General features: G+C 68.0%; 18 protein-coding genes. 15 read left to right on the top strand and 3 right to left on the bottom strand.

The window, feature by feature from the left end:
- Positions 1-67 precede the first annotated feature (67 nt).
- Both dnaE and ACR4XW_RS13825 read left to right on the top strand, forming a co-directional pair.
- Complete coding sequence (gene dnaE, locus ACR4XW_RS13830) at positions 68-3,583, top strand: DNA polymerase III subunit alpha (protein WP_434761143.1); 3,516 nt, start codon at positions 68-70, stop codon at positions 3,581-3,583.
- Positions 3,568-4,152 (top strand): hypothetical protein, encoded by a 585-nt coding sequence (locus tag ACR4XW_RS13825; protein WP_434761142.1) that lies wholly within the window; start codon positions 3,568-3,570, stop codon positions 4,150-4,152. The genes dnaE and ACR4XW_RS13825 overlap by 16 nt, the downstream gene beginning before the upstream one ends.
- A 1-nt stretch (position 4,153) precedes the next feature.
- Here the strand turns inward: ACR4XW_RS13825 and ACR4XW_RS13820 are convergent, their stop codons facing one another.
- The 3 genes from ACR4XW_RS13820 to ACR4XW_RS13810 are packed head-to-tail and all read right to left on the bottom strand — an operon-like array spanning position 4,154 to position 6,712.
- Entirely contained in the window at positions 4,154-4,909 is a 756-nt protein-coding gene (locus ACR4XW_RS13820) for a DUF554 domain-containing protein (protein ID WP_434761141.1), read from the bottom strand.
- A gap of 43 nt (positions 4,910-4,952) precedes the next feature.
- The gene (locus ACR4XW_RS13815) at positions 4,953-5,138 is read right to left on the bottom strand and encodes a methionine/alanine import family NSS transporter small subunit (RefSeq protein WP_434761140.1); all 186 of its coding nucleotides are present in this window, start codon (positions 5,136-5,138) and stop codon (positions 4,953-4,955) included.
- Positions 5,135-6,712 (bottom strand): sodium-dependent transporter, encoded by a 1,578-nt coding sequence (locus ACR4XW_RS13810; RefSeq protein ID WP_434761139.1) that lies wholly within the window; start codon positions 6,710-6,712, stop codon positions 5,135-5,137. Before ACR4XW_RS13810 ends, ACR4XW_RS13815 begins: the two co-directional genes overlap by 4 nt.
- Before the next feature lie 208 nt (positions 6,713-6,920).
- On the opposite strand from ACR4XW_RS13810, the gene hisD reads away from it, so the two are divergent.
- The 13 genes from hisD to ruvB all read left to right on the top strand — a co-directional run bounded on the left by hisD (position 6,921) and on the right by ruvB (position 19,952).
- Entirely contained in the window at positions 6,921-8,243 is a 1,323-nt protein-coding gene (hisD, locus tag ACR4XW_RS13805; RefSeq protein WP_434761138.1) for a histidinol dehydrogenase, read from the top strand.
- Positions 8,236-9,369 (top strand): histidinol-phosphate transaminase, encoded by a 1,134-nt coding sequence (locus ACR4XW_RS13800; protein WP_434761137.1) that lies wholly within the window; start codon positions 8,236-8,238, stop codon positions 9,367-9,369. Before hisD ends, ACR4XW_RS13800 begins: the two co-directional genes overlap by 8 nt.
- On the top strand, positions 9,366-9,980 hold the full coding sequence (hisB, locus tag ACR4XW_RS13795) for an imidazoleglycerol-phosphate dehydratase HisB (RefSeq protein WP_434761136.1): 615 nt from the start codon (positions 9,366-9,368) through the stop codon (positions 9,978-9,980). The genes ACR4XW_RS13800 and hisB overlap by 4 nt, the downstream gene beginning before the upstream one ends.
- Before the next feature lie 19 nt (positions 9,981-9,999).
- On the top strand, positions 10,000-10,641 hold the full coding sequence (hisH, locus tag ACR4XW_RS13790; RefSeq protein WP_434761135.1) for an imidazole glycerol phosphate synthase subunit HisH: 642 nt from the start codon (positions 10,000-10,002) through the stop codon (positions 10,639-10,641).
- Positions 10,642-10,650: 9 nt separating this feature from the next.
- The gene (priA, locus tag ACR4XW_RS13785; RefSeq protein ID WP_434761134.1) at positions 10,651-11,385 is read left to right on the top strand and encodes a bifunctional 1-(5-phosphoribosyl)-5-((5-phosphoribosylamino)methylideneamino)imidazole-4-carboxamide isomerase/phosphoribosylanthranilate isomerase PriA; all 735 of its coding nucleotides are present in this window, start codon (positions 10,651-10,653) and stop codon (positions 11,383-11,385) included.
- Positions 11,382-13,763, top strand: coding sequence for an HAD-IB family hydrolase (locus tag ACR4XW_RS13780; RefSeq protein WP_434761133.1), 2,382 nt, complete (start codon positions 11,382-11,384; stop codon positions 13,761-13,763). The genes priA and ACR4XW_RS13780 overlap by 4 nt, the downstream gene beginning before the upstream one ends.
- Before the next feature lie 25 nt (positions 13,764-13,788).
- Complete coding sequence (locus ACR4XW_RS13775) at positions 13,789-15,318, top strand: lactate racemase domain-containing protein (protein WP_434761132.1); 1,530 nt, start codon at positions 13,789-13,791, stop codon at positions 15,316-15,318.
- Positions 15,315-15,923 carry a hypothetical protein gene (locus ACR4XW_RS13770; RefSeq protein WP_434761131.1) on the top strand — a complete coding sequence of 203 codons (609 nt, stop codon included), beginning with the start codon at positions 15,315-15,317 and terminating at the stop codon, positions 15,921-15,923. Before ACR4XW_RS13775 ends, ACR4XW_RS13770 begins: the two co-directional genes overlap by 4 nt.
- Before the next feature lie 81 nt (positions 15,924-16,004).
- The gene (locus ACR4XW_RS13765; RefSeq protein ID WP_434761130.1) at positions 16,005-17,033 is read left to right on the top strand and encodes a GNAT family N-acetyltransferase; all 1,029 of its coding nucleotides are present in this window, start codon (positions 16,005-16,007) and stop codon (positions 17,031-17,033) included.
- Positions 16,996-17,760: a YebC/PmpR family DNA-binding transcriptional regulator gene (locus tag ACR4XW_RS13760; protein WP_434761129.1), complete on the top strand. Its 765-nt coding sequence runs from the start codon at positions 16,996-16,998 to the stop codon at positions 17,758-17,760. The genes ACR4XW_RS13765 and ACR4XW_RS13760 overlap by 38 nt, the downstream gene beginning before the upstream one ends.
- Positions 17,761-17,829: 69 nt before the next feature.
- Positions 17,830-18,330: a crossover junction endodeoxyribonuclease RuvC gene (gene ruvC / locus ACR4XW_RS13755; protein ID WP_434761128.1), complete on the top strand. Its 501-nt coding sequence runs from the start codon at positions 17,830-17,832 to the stop codon at positions 18,328-18,330.
- A complete protein-coding gene (gene ruvA / locus ACR4XW_RS13750) occupies positions 18,327-18,923 on the top strand; it encodes a Holliday junction branch migration protein RuvA (protein WP_434761127.1) in 597 nt (198 codons plus the stop codon). Before ruvC ends, ruvA begins: the two co-directional genes overlap by 4 nt.
- 6 nt (positions 18,924-18,929) lie before the next feature.
- Positions 18,930-19,952, top strand: a complete 1,023-nt coding sequence (gene ruvB, locus ACR4XW_RS13745) for a Holliday junction branch migration DNA helicase RuvB (protein ID WP_434761126.1) — start codon at positions 18,930-18,932, stop codon at positions 19,950-19,952.
- Positions 19,953-19,982: the final 30 nt, after the last annotated feature.

Raw genomic sequence — 19,982 nt, 5'->3', positions numbered from 1 at the left:
CGTTGCGGCTAGGCTGGTCGGGCTCGGTCGGGAAGCCGGGTTTGAGGTTGGGGAGGCAGTGGCGGGAATGACGGATCCGTTTGTTCACCTGCATGTTCATACCGAGTTCTCGATGCTCGACGGTGCGGCCCGAATCAAGCCGCTGTTCAAGCGGGCGGCCGAGTTGAACATGCCGGCACTGGCGATTTCGGATCACGGCAACCTGTTCGGTGCCTACGAGTTCTACAAGGCCGCGCAGGGCAGCGGGGTGAAGCCGATCATCGGTCTGGAGGGGTACCTGACCCCGAAGACTCACCGCTCGGAACGCAAACGGGTGCAGTTCGGCGACGGCTCCGGTGATGACGTGTCGGCCAAGGGTGCCTACACCCACATCACCCTGTGGGCCGGCGACAGCGACGGCATGCGCAACCTCTTCCGGCTGGCCTCGCGATCGTCCCTGGAGGGCTTCTTCTACAAGCCGCGGGCCGACCGGGAACTGCTCAACGAGTACGGCAAGGGCCTGCTGGGCACGACCGGTTGCCCCTCCGGTGAGGTGCAGACCTATCTGCGGCAGGGCATGTACAAGGAAGCCCTGGCCTCGGCGGGGGAGTTCCGCGACATCTTCGGGCCGGACAACTACTTCGTGGAGCTGATGGACCACGGTCTCGACATCGAGACCCGGGTCCGGCAGGACCTGCTGAAGATCGCCAAGGAACTGAACGTGCCCCTGGTGGCGACCAATGACCTGCACTACATCGACCGCGAGGACGCCGAAGCCCACGACAACCTGCTGTGTGTCTCGGCCGGTGCGAACAAGGACACCCCGGGCCGGTTCCGGTTCAACGGTGACGGGTACTACCTGAAGTCGGCCGAGGAGATGCGGGCACTGTTCGCCGAACTGCCCGAGGCCTGTGACACGACCCTCGACATCGCCGAGCGGTGCAATGTGGAGTTCCTCGAGGGCGAGGGACGGTACATGCCGCGGTTCCCGGTGCCCGAAGGGCATACCGAGGAATCCTGGTTCGTCCATGAGGTGAACACCGGGCTGGAAGCCCGCTATCCGCGCGGCGTGCCCGAGGAAGTGCGCCGCCAGGCCGATTACGAGATCGAGGTCATCGAGGGCAAGGGCTATGCCGGGTACTTCCTGGTGGTGGCCGACTTCATCAACTGGGCCAAGAACCAGGGCATCAAGGTCGGGCCCGGACGTGGTTCGGGTGCCGGTTCGATGTGCGCCTATGCGATGCGGATCACCGACCTCGACCCGCTGCAGCACGGCCTGATCTTCGAGCGATTCCTGAACCCCGAACGGGCCTCGATGCCCGACTTCGACGTCGACTTCGACGACCGCCGTCGCGATGAAGTCATCTCCTATGTGATCGACAAGTACGGCGACGACCGGGTCTGCCAGATCGTCACCTACGGCACCATCAAGGCCAAGCAGGCGGTCAAGGACGCCGGCCGGATCCTCGGCAAGCCCTACGGGATGGGCGACCGGATCACCAAGGCGATGCCGCCGGATGTGATGAGCAAGTCGGTGCCGTTGAGCGGGCTGTTCGATCCCGAACACAAGCGCTACCACGAGGGTGGCGAGTTCCGTGAGCTCGTCGAGAGCGACCCCGAGGTCAAGCAGGTCGTGGAAACCGCCCGCGGCCTGGAAGGTCTGAAACGCCAGTGGGGCGTGCACGCGGCCGGCGTGATCATGTCGTCGGAGCCGTTGCTGGACATCATCCCGATCATGAAGCGCGAGGCCGACGGCGCGGTCATCACCCAGTTCGACTACCCGGCCTGCGAATCCCTCGGCCTGGTCAAGATGGACTTCCTCGGGTTGCGCAACCTGACGATCCTGGCCGACGCGCTGGCCAACGTGAAGCTCAACGCCGGCATCGACATCGACCTGGACGAGCTCTCCCAGACCTTGGACGACAAGGCCACCTACGAGCTGTTGTCGCACGGTGACACCCTGGGGGTCTTCCAGTTCGACTCCCCGGGATACCGGCAGCTGTTGCGGGCGATGAAACCCGACAACTTCGAGGACATTTCGGCCCTGGGTGCGCTGTTCCGTCCGGGCCCGATGGGTGCGAACTCGCACACCAACTACGCCCTGCGCAAGAACGGCCTCCAGGAGGTCTCCTACCCGCATCCGGAGCTGGCCGAGGCGCTGGAACCCATCCTGGGTGAGACCTTCGGGTTGATCGTGTACCAGGAGCAGGTGATGGCGATCGCGCAGAACCTGGCCGGCTACACCCTGGGTGCTGCGGATCTGTTGCGCCGGGTGATGGGCAAGAAGAAGCCCGACGAGATGGCGGCGGCCTTCCCCAAGTTCCAGGCCGGAATGTTGGAGCGGGGGTTCTCCACCGAGTCGATCCAAACGCTGTGGGACGTGCTGGTGCCGTTCTCCAACTACGCCTTCAACAAGGCCCACTCGGCCGCCTACGGTCTGGTGTCGTACTGGACGGCGTACCTGAAGGCCAACTACCCGACCGAATACATGGCCGCGGTGCTGACCAGCGTGAAGGACAACAAGGACCGGATGGCGTTGTATCTGGGCGAATGCCGCCGGATGCACATCCAGGTGCTGTTGCCCGATGTCAACGAATCGGTGGCGAACTTCACCCCGGTCGGCAAGGACATCCGCTTCGGTCTGGGCGCGGTGCGCAATGTCGGCCTGGCGGTGGTGGACGGGATCGTCGCCGCCCGAAACGAACACGGGCCGGCCGCGAACTTCGGCGAGTTCCTCGACAACGCGCCGCTGGCGGTGTGCAACAAGCGCACCATCGAATCGCTGATCAAGGCCGGTGCCTTCGACACGATGAACCACACCCGTCGGGGTCTGGTCGAAGTGCACGAGGAAGCGATCGATCAGGTGATCGATCTGAAGCGCAATGAGGCGCACGGCCAATCCGACCTGTTCGGTGACCTGGGTACCGAGGAATCACCGATGGCGGTGACGGTGCCCGAGGTGGAGGAGTGGGACAAACGCACCCGGTTGGCCTTCGAACGCGAAATGCTCGGGCTCTACGTCTCGGATCACCCCCTGCACGGCCTGGAACACATCATCGCCAACGAGCGCGACGTCTCGATCGCCCAGTTGCTGGCCGATGACGGCCCGCGCGACACGATGGTCAACATTGCCGGGCTGATCACCCAGGTCACCCGCAAGCAGACCAGACGCGGTGACTTCATGGCCTCGATCGTGGTGGAGGATCTCGAGGCGGCCGTCGAGGTGACCCTGTTCCCGAAGGCCTACGAACTGGTGTCCCATGTCCTGGCCCCCGATGTGGTGGTCAAGGTGCGCGGCCGGGTACGCGAACGCGACGAATCCGTCGAGATCACCGCCGACGCGGTCACCTTGCCCGATGTCAGCGAGGGGCCCAGCGGGCCGGTGGTGATCACCTTGAGTTCGACCCGGGTGACCGCACCGGTGGTGGAGCGGCTGCGGGGCGTCCTCGAAGCCCACCCCGGGGTGACCGAGGTTCGGCTGCGGCTGCAGGCCGACCAAAGCACTACCGTGTGGCGGGTGGACGACAATCTGCGGGTGACCCCCTCCCCACCCCTGGCCGCCGACCTCAAGGCCCTGCTGGGACCCTCATGCCTGGGTCACTGATCGACGCGCGTCCGACCTTCCGCGAGGTGCTGCCCCGGTTGGCATTGATGCTCGGCATCAGCATCGGACTGGGCGCTTTCGCCGGGGTGGTGTGGTGGCTGGTGACCCCACTGCCTGGGTATCAGATCAATCAGGACGGACTGGCCTCGATCAATGAGCGTGGTCTGGCCCAGATTTTCGCCGCCGATGCTTGGTTCTCGGTGATCGCGATGGTGGGTGGCGCGGTGATCGGGTTGCTGGCATCCCTGTGGCTGGCCCGCCGGCTGGGGTGGCTGGTGGCCCTGGTGGTGCTCGTCGACACCCTGATCGCCGGGTTGTTGTGCTGGGGGGTGGGTGCGCTGCTCGGCCCCGGCGACTTCAGTACCCGGCTCGCCGAGGCCCAGGCCGGTGATGTGGTGCCGGTGTCATTGACCCTGCGCTCCTGGGTGGCGTTGTTGGTGTGGCCGTTCATCGGCATGCTGCCGGTGCTGATCTGGTCGACCCTGGCGCGTGACCCCGAGGAACCCAAACCGATCCGCTCCCCGGCTCAGATCTGGCGCGAATGGCGCGACGGCAACGGGGCCGCCTGACTCAGCCGGTATGCACCCGGGCCGCGACCTCGGCCAGCAGCGGTGCCATCAGCAGGGCCGGCATCAGGTTCGCCACCGGCACCGGTTTGATCCCGAGCAATCTGATGCCCAAGCCGACCAGCATCAACCCGCCGGTCGCGGTCAGGGCATCGACGTGGGCCACCGGCATCAGATCACCCAGGAGCCAGCCGAGCAGGGTGAGGCCACCTTGCACCACCGCGACCGACAAGGCTGCGGCCATCACCCCGATCCCCAGCGAGGCCGCGAAGGCGATCGAGGCGAAGCCGTCGAGAACAGCCTTGAGGATCAGTTGGTCGGCGCCCAGCCCGATCCCGTCCGAGAGTGAACCCAGCACCGTGAGCGGGCCGATGCAGAACAGCATCGAGGCGGTGACGAAGCCCTCGGCGAAGCGTTGCTTGGCCGACTGGTCGTCCTTGCCGCGGGAGAACCGGCCGCGCAGCCAACCACCGAGATCGTCAACCCGGCGCTCCAGATCGAGTACCGAGCCGACGATGCCACCGAGCAGCAGGGAGCCGAGCACGATCAACACCGGGGCGCTGTCGCCGACCCGCTCGCCGAGTTCGGGGCTGACCACCCGGATGGCGGCCAGCGCCCCCATCAGCAGAGTGACCAGGCCCAGGGCATCGGTGACCGTGGTGCGGGTGCGGTCGGGCAGCCGTCGGCTCAGCAGCAGCCCGACCAGCGAGCCGAGCACGATGGTGGTGACGTTGACCACCGTGCCGAATCCGGGAAACACGCCACGCATTCAACCACGTGACCGCCCCCGGCCGGGCCCGCGCTCAGGTGTCGCGCTGCAGCGGGGCGCGCCGGGCGCGTCGTTCGTCCTCGGCCTGCATGTCGTCGCTCAGGTGCAGGTCGTCATCGCTGATGCCGGGGTGGCGGCGCAGGTGCACCACGGCGGCCAGCAATCCGCCCCACACGACCACCAGGGAGATCACCATCATCACAATCGCCGAGATGCTCATCGGACCTTCTCCTTGCTGTCGAGCCGGCTGCTGTTGAGGGGCGGCCAGGGGGTGAAGTCGTCGACCCGGCGGTGACGCCAGGGCAGGGCGGTGAGGATGATCGCCATCACGATCACGAAGGCCAGGGCACCCCAGCCGAACAGGCCGGTGTACCAGGTCGGGTAGCCCTCGTAACCCTCGGTGATCAGCGTGATGATGCGCTGCACCAGCATCACCAGCAACACGATCGGGGCGACGATGCCGACCAGGCCGAGCCAGATCCAGCCGACCTTGAAGGTGGACACCGCATTCAGGTGATCGCGCAGTTCCTGGCCGCGCCGCATCACCCAGACCGACAGCAGGGTGGCGAAGATGGCCGAGATCACGATGCCGAGGTTGTTGCTCCACATGTCCACGGTGTCGAGGGCGAACAGACCGGAGGTGGTCGAGAACAACATCAACGACAGCAGCCCGCAGACCGCGGAGACCAGCACCGCGGCGGTCTTGCGACCGAGTCGGAATTTCTCCTGCACCGAGGCGGCCACACCCTGCATGATCGACACCAGCGAGGTGAGCCCGGCCATGGTCAGGGAGGCGAAGAACAGGGCGCCGAAGATGTTGCCGCCCGGCATCTGCGAGATCACCGCCGGGAAGGTGACGAACGAGAGGATGGGGCCGGTGAGGCCCTCCAACTCGCTGACCTGGGTGCCGGCGTTGAAGGCCATGAAGCCGAGGGTGGCGAACACGCCGATACCGGCCAGTAGTTCGAAGGACGAGTTGGCGAAGGCCACCACCAGGCCCGAGGAGGTCATATTCGCCTTACGCCGCTGGTAGGAGGCGTAGGTGATCATGATGCCGAAGGCGATCGACAGCGAGAAGAAGATCTGCGCGTAGGCGGCGATCCACACGTTCGGATCGAGCAGTGCGGCCCAATCCGGGGTGAAGAAGGAGTCCAGACCCGCGAGGGCGCCCGGCAGGGTCAGGGCCCGTACCACCAGCCCGACGAACACCAGCACCAGCAGCGGAATGAAGACCATGTTGAGCTTCTCGACCCCTCGGGCCACACCCAGGGCCAGCACCACCATGATGGTCAACCACACCAGCAGCAGCGGAATGGCCACCCCGGCCACCAGCTCGGTCGACACGGTGGTGTCACCGGCCTTGAGGTACTCGGCCAGGAAGAAGGTCTGGGTGTCGTCGCCCCACTTGAGGTCGAAGGAGAAGACGAAGAAGCTCATCGCCCAGGCGATGACCGCGGCGTAGTAGACCCCGATCACGAACATCAGGGCGGTCTGGAACCAGCCCAGGGGCTCGGCCCACTTGGCCATCCGACGGAAGGCCAGGGGAGCCGCGCCGCGGAAGCGGTGACCGATCGCGTAGTCGAGGAACAGGATCGGAATACCGGCGGTCAGCAGGGCCACCAGATACGGGATCAGGAAGGCGCCGCTGCCACTGGCGTAGGCCACACCGGGGAAACGCCAGATATTGCCCAGGCCCACGGCCGACCCGATAGCGGCCAGAATGAATCCGGCCGAGTGATTCCAATACTCCCGGCTCGTGTCTTCCCCGGGTTCCGTACTTCTCGGTGTAGCCACCGTCTACCTCCAGCGAATCGCCCCATCACGTCAACGACCCATGTCGTGCGTCCATACGTTGGCGTAACCGGTGCGGGGTGGCAAGAGTTTGTGCCGATCCAGGCACCGCCGGGGGCCCGATCGTGACCTAAACGTTTTCTTGGCCCCGCTTCTGTCGCGGGTTGATCGGACATGCCCGGTGTCGGTGCGGTCTGCGACAATCGAGGACGTGCTTCAGATCATCGACCTGCGAGGCCGGCTCGCCGCCGGCGAAAAGTTGGACTACCCGACCCTGGTGCCGCGCGCCGAAACCGACGTGGAGGCCGCGGTGGCCGCCGTCGCGCCGATCTGTGATGCGGTGGCCCGCGAGGGTGAGGCCGCCCTGCGGCGTTTCAGTGAGCAGTTCGATCATGTGGTGCCCGAACATCTGCGGGTGCCGGCCGAGGCCATCACCGAAGCGGTCGCCGGTCTGGACCCCGAGGTACGGGCGGCCTTCGAGCTGGCCATCGAGCGGCGCCGCACCGTGGCCGCCGCCGAACGCGGGTCGGAACAGGTCGAGGTCGAGTTGGCCCCGGGGGCCCGGGTGATCCAGAAGATGGTGCCGGTGAACCGGGTCGGCCTGTACGTGCCGGGCGGTTTGGCACCGCTGGCCTCCAGCGTGCTGATGAACGTGATCCCCGCCCAGGTGGCCGGGGTCGGGTCGATCGCGGTGACCTCGCCGCCGCAGGCCGAGTTCGGTGGGTTGCCGCACCCCAACATCCTGGCGGTCTGTGGTCTGCTCGGGGTCGATGAGGTCTACGCCGTCGGTGGTGCCCAATCGATCGCGATGTTCGCCCACGGGGTGCCGGGGCTGTGCCCGAAGGTGGACGTGGTGACCGGGCCGGGCAATATCTATGTGGTGGCCGCCAAGCGGTTGCTGCGCGGGCTGATCGGCATCGACGCCGAGGCCGGCCCGACCGAAGTGGCGATCATCGCCGACGACACCGCGATACCGGCCCACGTCGCCGCCGACCTGCTCTCGCAGGCCGAACACGACCCGATGGCCGGTTCGGTGCTGATCACCGACTCCCACGACCTGGCCGAGAGGGTTGATCAGGAACTGCAGCAATTGCTCACCGGCCAGACCCACGAAGAACGCATGCGCACCGCGCTGACCGGCACCCAGTCGGGCATCGTGTTGGTGGACGATCTCGACCAGGCGGTGGCGGTGGCCGACGCCTACGGAGCCGAACACCTGGAGATTCACACCGCCGAGGCGATGGCGGTGGCCGAACGGATCACCAATGCCGGCGCGATCTTCGTCGGCAGCTTCGCCCCGGTCTCGCTGGGCGATTACTCGGCCGGATCCACCCACGTACTGCCCACCGGCGGTTCGGCCGCCCATTCCGCCGGGTTGAGCGTGCAGAGCTTCCTCAAGCCGATGCACGTGATCGACTACGGCGCCGAAGCTCTGGCCGAGGTCGCCGACCGGGTGGCCACCTTCGCCCGGGCCGAGAACCTGCCCGGCCACGCCCTGGCCGTGACGATCCGACAGGAGCGACCCCGTGGCTGAACTGAGCCTGTCCGACCTGCCGCTGCGTCCCGAACTGGTGGGTGCCGAACCTTACGGCGCGCCACAGTTGGACGTACCGGTGCGGTTGAACGTCAACGAGAACCCGTACCCACCCAGCCCGGCACTGCGCGATGCGATCGCCGAGGCGGTGCGCGAGGCCGTCGGAGAACAGAACCGGTACCCCGACCGGGAGGCGGTCGCGCTGCGGCAGGCCCTCGCCGACTACCTGGGCCGCGGGCTGACGGTGGCCAATATCTGGGCCGCGAACGGTTCCAACGAGGTGATGGCCCACGTCCTCGGTGCCTTCGCCGGGCCGGGACGCACCGTGCTGACCTTCTCGCCGACCTACTCGATGTACCCCGAATACGCCCGCAACACCCACAGCGGCTTCGTCACGGTGCCCCGGGCCGCGGACTTCACCATCGACCTCGATACGGCCCTGGCGGCGATCGCGGAACATCAGCCGTCGGTGGTGATCGTCACCACCCCGAACAATCCGACCGGCACCCCGACCGACACCGAAACCCTGCGGGCGATCTGTGCGGCCGCCCCCGGCGTGGTGGTCGCCGATGAGGCCTATGCCGAGTTCTCCCGTCCCGGAACCCGCTCGGCACTCGAACTGCTGCCCGAATGCCCCAAGCTGATCGTCTCGCGCACCATGAGCAAGGCCTTCGCCTTCGCCGGTGGACGGCTCGGGTACCTGGCCGCGGCACCGGCGATCGTGGACGCCTGCCGGATCATCCGGTTGCCCTACCACCTGTCGGTGACCACCCAGGTGGTCGCGACCACTGCACTGTCCTTCGCCGATGAACTGCTCGCCGAGGTGGACTCGCTGCGCGAACAGCGCGACCTGCTGGTCGACTGGCTGCGCGGGGTCGGGCTCACCGTGCCCGACAGCGACGCGAACTTCTGCCTGTTCGGCACCTTCGTCGACCGGCATGCGGTGTGGCAGCTGCTCCTCGACCAGGGTGTTCTGGTGCGCGAGGCCGGCCCCGACGGTTGGCTGCGGGTGAGCGCCGGCACCCCGGACGAAATGGCCGCATTCCGCACCGCGATGCACAATGTGCTGAACTCCCATCCCGAGCTGATCGACCGATCGACCCCAACACCGGAGGAACCCCGATGACCCGCACCGCAGAGATCAAACGCGAAACCAGTGAGGCGTCGGTCTTCGTGCAACTCGATCTGGACGGATCGGGGCAGGCGAATATCGAAACCGGTGTGCCCTTCTTCGATCACATGCTCACCTCACTGGCCAAGCACGGCCTGTTCGACCTGACCGTGCACACCATCGGTGATGTCGAGATCGACGCCCACCACACCGTGGAGGACACCGCGATCGTGCTCGGGCAGGCCTTCCGCGAAGCCCTGGGCGACAAGCAGGGCATCCGGCGGTTCGCCGATGCGATGGTGCCCCTGGACGAAGCCCTCGCCCAAGCCGTGGTGGATGTCTCCGGCCGCCCCTACAGCGTGATCACCGGCGAACCGGAGGCGATCGCCTACGCCCAGATCGGCGGCGGCCGCGGCGGGGTGCCCTTCCCGGGCGCGCTGACCCGGCACGTGATCGAATCCTTCGCCTTCCACGCCCACATCTGCGTGCACCTGCGCCTGCTCGCCGGCCGCGACCCGCACCACATCGTCGAGGCCCAGTTCAAGGCCCTGGCCCGAGCCCTGCGCGATGCCGTGGCGATCGACCCCCGGGTCAGCGGTGTGCCGAGCACCAAGGGCCTGCTGTGAGAACCCGCGCGGGGCGGCGGTGAACTCCGCCGAGGGCCCGGACGTGGTGGTGCTCGACCACGGTTCGGGCAATCTGCATTCGGTCACCCGCGCCCTGACCGCCGCCGGTGCGCGCATCGAACTCAGCGCCGACCCCGAGCGTGCCCTGACCGCCACCGGTCTGGTGGTGCCCGGGGTGGGGGCCTTCGCGGCCTGCATGGCAGGTCTTACCGCGGTGGGGGCACCGTCGATCCTGGCCGAACGAGTGGCTGCCGCCCGTCCGGTTCTGGGTATCTGTGTCGGTCACCAGGTGCTGTTCGAGGAGGGCGTGGAACACGGCCAACACACCCGTGGCCTCGGCCTGTTGCCCGGCCGGGTGGCCCGGGTGCCCGCCGTCCGACTGCCGCACATGGGCTGGAACACCGTCGAACCCGACGCCGGCAGCGCGCTGTGCCCGGACCCGGGGGAGTACTACTACTTCGTACACAGCTATGCCGTGCTGGACCCGGCCGGGCTGCGGGCCGCCGGGGCGACGGTCACCACCACCGAACACCAGGGGCACCGGCTGGTCGCCGCGGTGGAGCTCCGCGCGCTCAGTTCGACGCAGTTTCACCCGGAGAAGTCGGGCCCGGCCGGGGCGAGGCTGCTTCGCAGGTGGGTGCGCTCGCTCGATCCGCGATAGGCTCCTCGGGTGAGTCATCTGGAACTGTTGCCGGCTGTCGATGTGAAGGACGGCCAAGCCGTCCAGCTCGTTCAGGGCGTGGACGGAACCGAGAAGACCTTCGGTGACCCGATCGAGGCGGCCCGCCGCTGGGCCGATGCCGGAGCCGAGTGGATCCATCTGGTGGATCTGGACGCCGCCTTCGGGCGCGGCTCCAACGCCGAGGCGGTGGCCGGTGTCCTCGACGCGGTCGACATCAAGGTCGAACTCGCCGGCGGTATCCGCGATGACGAGTCGCTGAGCCGGGCACTGAGCACCGGCTGCACCCGGGTGAACATCGGTACCGCCGCCCTGGAGAACCCGGAATGGTGCGAGCGGATCATCGCCACCCACGGCGAACGGATCGCGATCAGCCTGGACGTGAAGGGCAGCCGGCTGGCCGCCCGCGGCTGGACCAACGAGGGCGGCGACGTCTTCGAGACCCTGGCCCGACTTTCCGAGGCCGGCTGCGCCCGCTTCGTGGTGACCGACATCGCCTCCGACGGCATGCTCACCGGCCCGAACTTCGAACTGCTCGGCGCGATCTGCGCCCGCACCGGCGCCGCCGTGGTCGCCTCGGGAGGCATCTCCAGCCTCGAGGATCTGCGTCAGTTGCGCGGCCTGGTGCCGATCGGGGTGGAGGGTGCGATCATCGGCACCGCCCTGTACGTCGGCAACTTCACCATGACCGACGCGCTGGCCGTGGCCCGGGGCGAAGAACGGTGACCAACACGAGCGCACCGGCGTACGCCTTCCGGCGCGAACACGACCAGACCTCGGATGCCGACACCCGCCCCACCCTTGACGGACGGCTGAAGGACCTGCTGGCCGGCAAGAAGATCGTGATGACCGGGGTCACCGGCTTCATCGGCGAACACCTGCTGTGGAAGATCCTGACCGAACTTCCCGAGACCACCGCCGCGGTGCTGGTGCGCCGCAAGGGGTCGGCTGATGCCCGCGCCCGGGTGGTCAAGCTGGTGCGCAAGAAGATTTTCGCCGACCTGGTGGCCGAGGCCGGTTCGCCCGAAGCGTTGGTCGACCAGCGCATCGAGGTGATCGAGGGTGACCTGCCCAACGTCCCGCCGCTGCCGTCCGACCTCGACGTGGTCGTGCACTGCGCCGGCGATGTGTCCTTCGACCCACCCATCGACCAGGCCTTCCAAACCAACACCATCGGCACCGAGGCCCTGATCCGGGCGATGCTGGAAGCCTGCAGCGACAACGAGGGCAACCTGGTCACGTTGCCGCACTATGTGCACGTCTCGACCGCCTACACCGCCGGTCGACGCCGCGGCGCGATCCGCGAGGCCCCGCACGAACACGACATCGACTACCGGGTCGAAACCGAGCAAGGATTGGCGCTCGGTTCGGCGATCGAACTGGAATCACGCACCCCGGCACGGCTGACCAAGCTGCGCAAGGCCGCCGAACGCGAACACCGCCGGGCCGGGTACCTGACCACCTCGGTGGACACCGAACGTCGCCGCAAGGAATGGGTCACCGAACAACTGGTCAAGGCCGGCACCGAACGGGCCCGATCCCTGGGCTGGACCGACGTGTACACCTTCACCAAGGCCCTCGGTGAGCGGGTGGTCACCGATGTGGGCCGAGACGTGCGGTTGTCGGTGGTGCGCCCCGCGATCGTCGAATCGGCTTGGAAACACCCCTTCCCGGGGTGGATCGAGGGCTACAAGATGGCCGAGCCGCTGATCATGGCCTACGGCAAGGGCAGGTTGCCGGAGTTTCCCGCCTCGCCCGATTCGGTGATCGACATCGTTCCGGTCGACCACGTGGTGAACGCCATCGTCGCGGTCTGCGCCACCGAACCCGAGGTCGGCGACCCGCAGTTCTACCACCTGAACTCCGGGGCCCGGAACCCGATCACCTTCCGCACCCTCTACGAGCTGGTGCGGCAGTACTTCATCGACCACCCCTTCGAGACCGACGGGCGCGGCACCCCGATCGCCCACGAATGGGACTTCCCCGGGGCCGCGGCGGTGGAACGGCTGCTCGCCACCTCCGAGAAGGCGACCTCGGTGGCCGCCCGGGCGCTCACCTTCGCGCCCCGCTCGGCCGCGGTGCGCCGCACCGGCACCCAGTTGTCCAAGCAGGCCAAACAGCTTGCCTTCCTGCGTCGTTACCTGGACCTGTACAACGAGTACGGCCAATCGGAATTGCACTTCGTCGACGACAACACCCTGCGCCTGCACCACCAGTTGCACGCCGAGGATGTCGACGCCTTCGCCTTCGACTCCGCGGTCTACGACTGGCACACCTACCTGGTCGAGGTGCACTGCCCGGCGGTCACCGAACCGGTGCGCCGGCTGGACCGGGCCCGCCGCCGACGCGGAACCCGCGCCAGCACCTACCGCGACCTCAGCACCCTCAGCGGTGACCAGTCGAAGGTGCTGGCCGCCTTCGACCTGGACGGCACCGTGCTGGCCACCAACGTGATCGAGACCTACCTGTGGGCCCGGCTGTCCGAACGCGGTCCGCTCGGTCGGCTCGCCGAAGTCGGCAGCATCCTGCGCAACCTGCCCGGCTACCTGCACGCCGAGCGCCGCGACCGCGGTACCTTCCTGCGCGCCTTCTACCGCCGCTACGCTGGGGCCGACGTTGCCGAACTCGAACGGGCGGTGGATGAGGAACTGACCAACCACATCCTGGAGCGGGTCTCCACCGATGCGATCCGTCGGATCAAGGAGCACCGGGCCGCCGGGCATCGCACGATCCTGCTGACCGGCGCGATCCGTCCGCTGACCCGCCCGCTCGAGCCGCTGTTCGACGTGGTGATCGCCGCCGACCTGATCACCGATGAGGACGGCATCGCCACCGGCTTCCTGACCGGGCCGCCGATGGTGGGCGAATCGCGTTCGGCCTGGCTGAAGCACTACGCCGCCGTGCACGGCATCGACCTGGCCGAGAGCTACGCCTATGCCGACAGTCATGTCGACCTGCCGATGTTGAGCGCGGTGGGCCACCCGGTCGTGGTCAGCCCCGATCTGGCGCTGATGAAGGAAGCCCAGGAACGGGCATGGTCGACCGTGGACTGGAAGGCGGCCGCTCAGGTGCCGCGCTGGTCGATGCCCACCCGTAAGTTCTGAGATACGCCGCAGAAGGAGTCGCGTCATGCGTCCGGGATTCGTTCACGAGGTCGACGAGTCGACCCCGCCGTTGCTGATCCATCAGGGCCACCGTGCCCATCGGCAGCGTTTTCCGCACGGCACCAAGGTGGTGTACCCGCCGATCGAACCCGAACTGCTGCCCGAGCCGATGGACGAGTTGGCCGGCCAACTCGCCGCACCCCTGGACGCGGCCCCGCTGGCCGAACAACTGCGGCCCGGGATGAAGCTGACGATCACCTTCTCGGTCGGCGGGCCCCGACAGCACAGTGATCCCCGGGCCCGGGTGATCGAACAGGTGCTCACCATGGCCGCCGAGGCCGGTGTCGACGACGTCGAACTCATCGCCGCCAACGGCCTGCAGCACAAGCTGTCGGAGGGCGACCTGCACCACGTGGTCGGTGAACGGGTGGTGCGCTCCTTCCTCGGACGCGGAGCCCTGCGCTCCCACGACGCCGAAGACCGTGAGCAGTTGGTCGAGTTGGCCCGCACCGACCGCGATGAACCGATCGAGGTCAACCGTCGGGTGGCCGAATCCGATCTGGTGATCCACGTCGGGCTGGTCGACCAACAGGGCAACGACACCTGGAACCAGATCACCACCGGACTCACCAGCACCGCGACCATCGACGCCCAACGTGGCCTGGCCGGGGTGCGCGACGGTGGCGTGGGCGCGCGGATGGCCACCGCCCTGACCGGGGTGTTGCCGGTGTTCGCCGTGCAGGTGATCACCGCCGAGGAGCCCTTCGGCCCCAACCTGGGCTTCCTGGCCAAGCGGGAATGGGAATGGACGATCAGCGACCGGCTCGCCTGGGCCGGTTTCGACAAACTGCTGCGGGTCGCCTCCGGTCAGGTGCGCCGCGGTGCCTACCAGGCCGTGGGACAACGCGGCATCGTCGCGATCCACGCCGGTGACCCGGGTGCGGTGGCCAATGCCGGTGCCGAAGTGCTGCGTCGGATGCACACCGTGTCGGCCCCCGCCCCGGCGGACGTGCTGGTGGTCGGCGTCGCACCCAACACCGCGCACAACCACGACCAGGCGGTGGATCCGCTGATCGCCAACTGGTCGGTGCTGGCCGACAGCTTCGGGGCCCACACCGGAACCCCGGCGCTGCGTCCCGGCGGGGTGGTGCTGGCCTTCCACGCGCTGACCCCGAGATTCCACGCCAATCGCGATGCCGCGGCGGCCGACTTCTTCACCCAGTTGCTGCCTGCCGACGACGACGAGATCGCCGCGGCCCAGGAGCGTTGGGCCACCGACGAGTGGTACCTGCATCTGTACCGCAACCAGCGCGGCAACCACGGCCTGCATCCCTTCCATCTCTGGTACGCGACCGCGGCCGCCCGCGAACTGCTGGGCGAGGTGATCTGGGTCGGTGGTGACCGCGACAGTGCCGCCAAACTCGGTGCCCGTGCCGCGACCAGGCTGTCCGATGCCCTGGAGATCGGCGCGGCCCGGGTGGGGGCCGACCCGTCGATCACCTACCTGCACAGCCCGCCGCGACTGGTGGCCGATGTGGCCGGGGGGCAGGCATGAACCTGCTGAGCCCGGTACTGCGGCTGGAGAGCGGCGGGGCCGAGGTCTTCCACCGCGTCCGCGGCCCGGTGCTGCTGGTGGCACCGCACACCGCAGCCCTCGACGCGGCGGTGATCGCCACCGCGCTGCCCGGTAAACACCGTTGGCAGTTGCGCGCCGCCACCGGGGACGGCCCGCTGCAACGCGCTCAGGTGGCCGCCGGCAACAGCCTGCTGGTGTTGGCCGACCTGACCGAGCCCTGGGTGGGGGAGTTGCTCACCGAAACCGAGCTGCCGATCATCCCGGTCGGTGTCCGCGGTGCCCGGGCCGTCGGTGGCCTGCGCGACATCGTGCGTCGCGGGCTGCCCCGTCCCGATGACCGCCCACGGGTCGCAGTGCGCTTCGGTGCACCGATCCGCGCCACCGGCACCCCACAGCAGGTGGCCGAGCAGGTCGCTGCGGCCTGTGCCCGACTGGTTGCCGAGGACGAAACCACCTGGTGGCAAGCCCTGCGCACCGACGCCGACCGGCCGACCGCACCGCAGGGATCGTGGCGGGAGGAATGGCACAGCACCGGCCCGATGCCCCGCGGAGGCCCGGTCACTCGTCGGCGTATTTGGCGATAACCCGTCCCAACGCGCGGCGATGAGCCACGTTCCACGCGAGTTCGATAGACTCGAATGCCCTCAACGGAGAGGAGGCAGTCCGTGTCACCCCATCCCCTGGATGACGTGACCCCCCTGACGTGGGCCCCGTTGACCCCGAAGGACCTGCCCGATTTCGCTGCTCTGGTCACCGCCATCGAGCATCTCGACGACGCGATCGACCGGCAGACCCTCGAGGAGATGACCGAATATTTCCATTCCTCCGGTTCCGAACCGGAGATCTCCAGCCTGCTGGGTCGCGACCGCGGCGGAAACCCCGCCGCCTGGGCCTGGAACCGCAAGTACGGGCGCGACGGCAAGCCCGTCCGGATCTGGTTGCGCGGCAGCGTGCACCCGGTGTGGCGATCCCAGAACATCGGGCGACGGCTCTTCGACTGGCAGATTCAACAGGCCCGCGAGTGGTACGCCCGCGATTTCCGCCCCGGGGACGGGCCCCTGCAACTGATCGCCTACGCCGACGAGAAGCTCCCCGGTCACAAACACCTGCTGCTCAATGCCGGGATGACCCCGGCGCGCTGGTACATCGACATGGTCCGTCCGCACCTGGCCGACATCGAGACGGTGGAGGCGCCCGAGGGAGTGCGCCTGGTGCCGCTCACCCCGGCCCGCTACGAATCGGTGCGGCTGGCCCACAACCAGGCTTTCGAAAGCGAATGGGGGGCCGACCCGGTCGCACCGCACGCCTGGGAACAGACGTTGAACCGGGCCGCGGCCCGTCCGCAATGGTCGTGGGTGGCGGTCAACGCCGAATGCGAGGAGGAGGTCGTCGGCTACGCGATCTGTTCGGAATTCGACGCCGAAGAGGGCCGCTGTGGCTGGATCGATCACCTGGGGGTGCGGCGCGAGTGGCGGCACCGCGGAGTGGCCAGTGCGGTGGTCACCGCCTGCATGCGCACCTTCGCCGATCAGGGCCTGCCCGGGGCCGGATTGGGCGTCGACGTCGCCAATCCGGATACTCTCGGCCTGTACGAGCGGCTAGGGTATGAGGCTGCCGACACGATGGTGTTGTACAAGCGAGATGAGGAGAGCGCCGATGGCAGGTCACTCGAAATGGGCCACCACCAAGCATAAGAAAGCGGCGCTCGACGCCAAGCGCGGCAAGCTGTTTGCCAAGCTGGTCAAGGGCATCGAAGTGGCGGCCCGGATCGGTGGCGGAGACCCGGCCGGCAACCCGACGCTGTACGACGCGATCCAGAAGGCCAAGAAGAACTCGGTACCGAACGACAACATCGAGCGCGCGGTCAAGCGCGGCTCGGGTGCCGACGCCGGTGGTTCGGACTACGAGACGATCATGTACGAGGCCTACGGCCCCGCCGGTATCGCGCTGCTGATCGAGTGCCTCACCGACAACCGCAACCGCTCCGCCTCCGATGTGCGGGTTGCGGTCACCCGCAACGGCGGCACGATGGCCGACGTCGGCTCCACCGCCCGACTGTTCTCCCGCAAGGGCGTGGTGGTGGTGGCCAAGGAGCAGGAGGGTCGCACCGTCACCGAGGACGACCTGCTGGAAGCCACCCTGGACGCCAACCCCGAGGAGGTCGAGGACGCCGGGGAGAACTTCGAGATCGTCTGCGACCCCAACGACACGGTTTCGGTGCGCCAGGCGGTGCAGGCCGCCGGGCTGGACTACGAATCGGCCGAGGTGTCCTTCGTGCCCGACTTCACCCAGGAGGTCGACGCGCCGACCCTGGAGAAGCTGTTGAAGATCATCGAGGCGCTCGAGGACTCCGATGACGTCCAGAATGTTTTCGGCAACTTCGACGCGTCGGACGAAGTGATCGCCCAACTCGAGGGCTAGGATCCGAACATACGTTCGCACCGTGCGGACGGGTGTGGTTCGGACGAGGGAGGTGCCGCCTTGCGGGTGATGGGCATCGACCCCGGATTGACCCGTTGTGGCGTGGGCGTGGTCGAGGGTGGGCGTAACGCCCAACTGGTGATGGCCGGAGTGATCCGGACTCCCGCCGACCTCGACCCGGCCCGACGGCTGTACACCCTGTCCCAGGAGCTCACCGAACAGATCCGGGCCCATGCGCCCGATGTGATCGCGGTGGAGCGGGTGTTCGCCCAACACAACCTGTCCAGCGTGATCGGTACCGCCCAGGCCGCCGGGGTGGCGATGATGATCGGTGCCAGTCTCGGCATTCCGGTCGACACCCATACCCCTTCGGAGGTCAAGGCCGCGATCACCGGTTCGGGACGCGCCGACAAAGCCCAGGTCGGGTCGATGGTGGCCCGCATCCTGCGACTGGCCGCCGCCCCCAAACCGGCCGATGCCGCCGACGCGGTCGCGCTGGCGATCTGCCAACTGTGGCGCGGTGGGGCCCGCAACCGGCTGCAGGCCGCGGTCGAGGCGGCGAGCCGATGATTGCCCATCTGAACGGCACGGTGACCGCGATCGGGGCCACCTCGGTGGTACTCGACATCGGCGGGGTGGGCCTGGAGGCCCAATGCAGCCCACAGACCACCGCCGACCTACGCTTGGGGGAGACCGCCCGGTTGGCCACATCCCTGGTGGTCCGGGAGGACTCCCTGACCCTCTACGGCTTCGGCGACGACGATGCCCGCGACCTGTTCGTGGTGCTGCAAACCGCGTCCGGCATCGGGCCCCGACTCGCCCAGGCGGTGCTGGCGGTGCTCAGCCCCGATGAGGTGCGGGCCGCGATCGACAGCGAAGACCTCGCCACCTTGACCCGGGTGCCCGGGATCGGCCGCAAGGGAGCCCAGCGGATGGTGCTGGAACTCAAGGACAAGGTCTACACCCCCTCCGCGGTCAGCAAACCGACCCGTCCGACCGCAGCACCCTGGCGCACCCAGGTGGCCGGTGGTCTGGAAGGCCTCGGCTGGTCGGCCAAGGAGGCCGAACTGGCCTGTGACCGGGTCGCCGGCCTGGTGGAGGAGAACCCGGAGATCACCATCGCGGCCCTGATGCGGGCCGCCCTGCAAACGATGGCCAAGTAGCACGCGATGGAATATTCACCGGTGGACCCGGTTGCCGATGCCGAGGACAAGGCCGTCGAAGCCGCCCTGCGGCCGGCCCGGCTGTCCGAATTCGAGGGCCAGGAGCGGGTCAGTGACCAACTCGAGTTGATGCTGGCCGCAGCCCGGGGCCGCAACCAGGTACCCGACCATGTGTTGCTGTCTGGCCCGCCCGGGTTGGGCAAAACCACCCTGGCGATGATCATCGCCGCCGAAATGGCCGCGCCGCTGCGAATCTCGTCCGGGCCGGCGATCCAGCACGCCGGGGACCTGGCCGCGATCCTGTCCGGCCTGGTCGAGGGGGAGGTCTTCTTTCTCGACGAGATTCACCGGATGTCGCGGCCGGCAGAAGAGATGCTTTATTTGGCGATGGAGGACTTCCGCGTCGACGTGGTGGTCGGCAAGGGCCCCGGGGCGACCGCGATCCCGATCGACATTCCCCGGTTCACCCTGGTCGGGGCCACCACCCGGGCCGGATTGCTGCCCGGGCCACTGCGCGACCGGTTCGGCTTCACCGCCCAGCTCGACTACTACGAGCCCGCGGCCCTGGAGCACATCGTGCACCGCTCGGCAGCCGTGCTGTCGGTGCGGATCGACCCCGAGGCGGCCGCCGAGATCGCCCGCCGCTCCCGAGGCACCCCGCGGATCGCCAATCGGCTGTTGCGCCGGGTGCGCGACTACGCCGAGGTGCGCGCCGACGGCCGGGTCACCCAGGACCTGGCCCATGCCGCGCTGGCCCTCTACGAGGTGGACGAACTGGGCCTGGACCGGCTGGACCGGGCCGTGCTGGACGCGGTGTGCCGACGCTTCGGCGGGGGACCGGTGGGCATTTCAACCCTGGCGATGGCAGTCGGTGAGGAAGCCGGCACCGTGGAGGAAGTGGCCGAGCCCTTCCTGGTGCGCCAGGGCTTCCTGATGCGGACCCAGCGGGGGCGGGTTGCCTTGCCTGCGGCATGGGAACATCTAGGGTTGGTAGTGCCCGACAATCAAGGACCGGACCTGTTCGCGTGAAGAGGTGTAGACTCCGCGCGGCGGTATCCG

The organism is Pseudenemella bisphenolivorans (assembly GCF_051133435.1).
In the GTDB taxonomy this organism is placed as follows: Bacteria; Actinomycetota; Actinomycetes; order Propionibacteriales; family Propionibacteriaceae; genus JAAYAO01.
The sequence above is the reverse complement of the archived record's forward strand: the minus strand, read 5'-3'. Positions and strand labels throughout refer to the sequence as shown.

Bases quoted from the DNA above. Each gene is read 5' to 3' on its own strand.
- dnaE (WP_434761143.1), top strand. From the start codon at position 68: ATGACGGATCCGTTTGTTCACCTGCATGTTCATACCGAGTTCTCGATG.
- ACR4XW_RS13825 (WP_434761142.1), top strand. From the start codon at position 3,568: ATGCCTGGGTCACTGATCGACGCGCGTCCGACCTTCCGCGAGGTGCTG.
- ACR4XW_RS13815 (WP_434761140.1), bottom strand. From the start codon at position 5,138: ATGAGCATCTCGGCGATTGTGATGATGGTGATCTCCCTGGTGGTCGTG.
- hisB (WP_434761136.1), top strand. From the start codon at position 9,366: ATGACCCGCACCGCAGAGATCAAACGCGAAACCAGTGAGGCGTCGGTC.
- ACR4XW_RS13775 (WP_434761132.1), top strand. From the start codon at position 13,789: ATGCGTCCGGGATTCGTTCACGAGGTCGACGAGTCGACCCCGCCGTTG.
- ACR4XW_RS13770 (WP_434761131.1), top strand. From the start codon at position 15,315: ATGAACCTGCTGAGCCCGGTACTGCGGCTGGAGAGCGGCGGGGCCGAG.
- ACR4XW_RS13760 (WP_434761129.1), top strand. From the start codon at position 16,996: ATGGCAGGTCACTCGAAATGGGCCACCACCAAGCATAAGAAAGCGGCG.
- ruvC (WP_434761128.1), top strand. From the start codon at position 17,830: ATGGGCATCGACCCCGGATTGACCCGTTGTGGCGTGGGCGTGGTCGAG.
- ruvA (WP_434761127.1), top strand. From the start codon at position 18,327: ATGATTGCCCATCTGAACGGCACGGTGACCGCGATCGGGGCCACCTCG.
- ruvB (WP_434761126.1), top strand. From the start codon at position 18,930: ATGGAATATTCACCGGTGGACCCGGTTGCCGATGCCGAGGACAAGGCC.